Raw genomic sequence first — 1,818 nt, 5'->3', positions numbered from 1 at the left:
CTAGTGGTCTGTCAAGCCAAGTTTGACGGATAATAGAATTGTATATCTACCAATCCATAAGCTATGCCAGCCAAGCGATATATTGTCTCCCTGACTCCATCAGAACGTCAAACAATAGAACAACTAACCAAAACCGGAAAAGCAGCTGCTGCCAAAATCAATCATGCTCGTATCCTGCTCAAAGCCGATGTCAATCATCCGGATGGGGGATGGACAGATAAAGGTATCAGTGATGCCTTGAATATCAGCACCCGAACCATTGAGAGAGTGAGGCAACGATTTGTGGAAGAGAGCTTAGATAATGCACTTACTCCTCGAAAGAAGCATTCATTGAAGCGACGGCGATTAGATGGAGAGATAGAAGCTCATTTGATCGCGCTTACCTGCTCTAAAGCCCCCCCAGGATATAAACATTGGACATTACGACTGCTGGCCGACCAAATGGTGGTATTGGGGTATGTAGAGAGCATTTCTCATGAAAGCGTGCGACAAGTGTTAAAAAAAACGAACTTAAGCCATGGTTGAACGAATCTTGGGTGATTCCACCGGAAGCTAATGCGGAATTTGTCTGCCAAATGGAAGAGGTTTTACAACTTTATACCAGTGGTTATGACCCGGATTATCCCTTGGTCTGTTTTGATGAAAGCTCAAAACAGTTAATTTCAGAAACCCGGAAGCCTTTACCAGTAGAACCCGGACAGATTGAACGGTTTGACTATGAATATGAGCGAGAGGGGGTTTGCAATCTTTTCATGTTTTTTGAGCCTTTAACTGGTTGGAGACATGTAGAAGTTACTGACCGACGCACTCAAATTGACTATGCTCAACAGATGAAGTATCTGGTGGATGAACGTTATCCTAAAGCTGAGAAAATTAAAATTGTTCAAGACAACCTCAATACCCACCTGGGAGCATCTCTTTACAAAGCCTTTCCTCCGGCTGAAGCTAGACGTATTCTTGATAAGCTGGAGTTTCATTACACCCCTAAGCATGGAAGTTGGTTGAATATGGCTGAAATTGAATTGAGTGTTTTAACTCGACAATGCCTTGACCGACGTATTCCAGAAAAGGAACTGTTAAAAGAGGAAGTAGCTGCTTGGGAAAAACGTAGAAATCAGACCGCATCTCAAGTAGATTGGCAATTTACGACTGAAGATGCTCGGATTAAATTGAAACGACTATATCCATCAATTAGGGTCTGCAAGTTAATCAGCGTAAAATATACGCAAACCTAATTATCATAGAGGAGTGGTTTAATCTGTAAGATTGTAAGCTAACGCCCTGGAGCCGATTTTCCTAGGGCTAGTGACAAGAATAAAAAAAGCAAATACTTATATTTAGTAAAAGCGGGAAGTAAGGCTCATATTGATGCTGTGGAGAAAGTAACAATAAGGGGACTTATCGACGAATTGGAAAGAGTTATTAATTCTCTCCAGGAAAGTTATTTAGATGTTTGTTTTGGGGGAGAAACTGAGCCGGATATCTCGGGGGAAAATGAGGGAGTTAAAGACGAGTAAAACTTTTCGGTCATAGTCAAATTGATTCCTCTTAATTAAGTTCAAACTACATTTGCGTAAAAGCTACGCAAATGTAGTTTTTTTGTCCAAAGTCCAAAGTCCAAAGTTTGACCAATGACCACCAGACAAGGGTTTTGGCTGACCCCCTTCAGGGCGCGATCGCTTTCCCCCCCTTCCTCTTGCTCCATAATCACATCACCACCAGACAAGGGTTTTAGCCGACTCCCTTCAGGGCGCGATCGCTTTCCCCCCCTTCCTCTTGCTCCATAATCACATCACCACCAGACAAGGGTTTTAGCCG

General features: G+C 42.7%; 1 protein-coding gene and 1 pseudogene. Both read left to right on the top strand.

The features are described 5' to 3' along the window. Window positions 1-63: 63 nt before the first annotated feature. Window positions 64-1,235, top strand: a protein-coding gene (locus ACLGGO_RS35420; RefSeq protein WP_446422826.1) for an IS630 family transposase whose coding sequence is annotated in 2 segments (ribosomal slippage) — window positions 64-490 and window positions 490-1,235 — 1,173 coding nt in all. Because the reading frame shifts where the segments join, the coding sequence is not laid out codon by codon here. A gap of 81 nt (window positions 1,236-1,316) precedes the next feature. Then, window positions 1,317-1,517 (top strand): annotated as a pseudogene (locus ACLGGO_RS35415) (hypothetical protein); the annotation flags it as partial. Window positions 1,518-1,818: the final 301 nt, after the last annotated feature.

The sequence above is a fragment of the Coleofasciculus sp. genome (assembly GCF_046565525.1).
Classification (GTDB): Bacteria; Cyanobacteriota; Cyanobacteriia; order Cyanobacteriales; family Coleofasciculaceae; genus Coleofasciculus.
The sequence above is the reverse complement of the archived record's forward strand: the minus strand, read 5'-3'. Positions and strand labels throughout refer to the sequence as shown.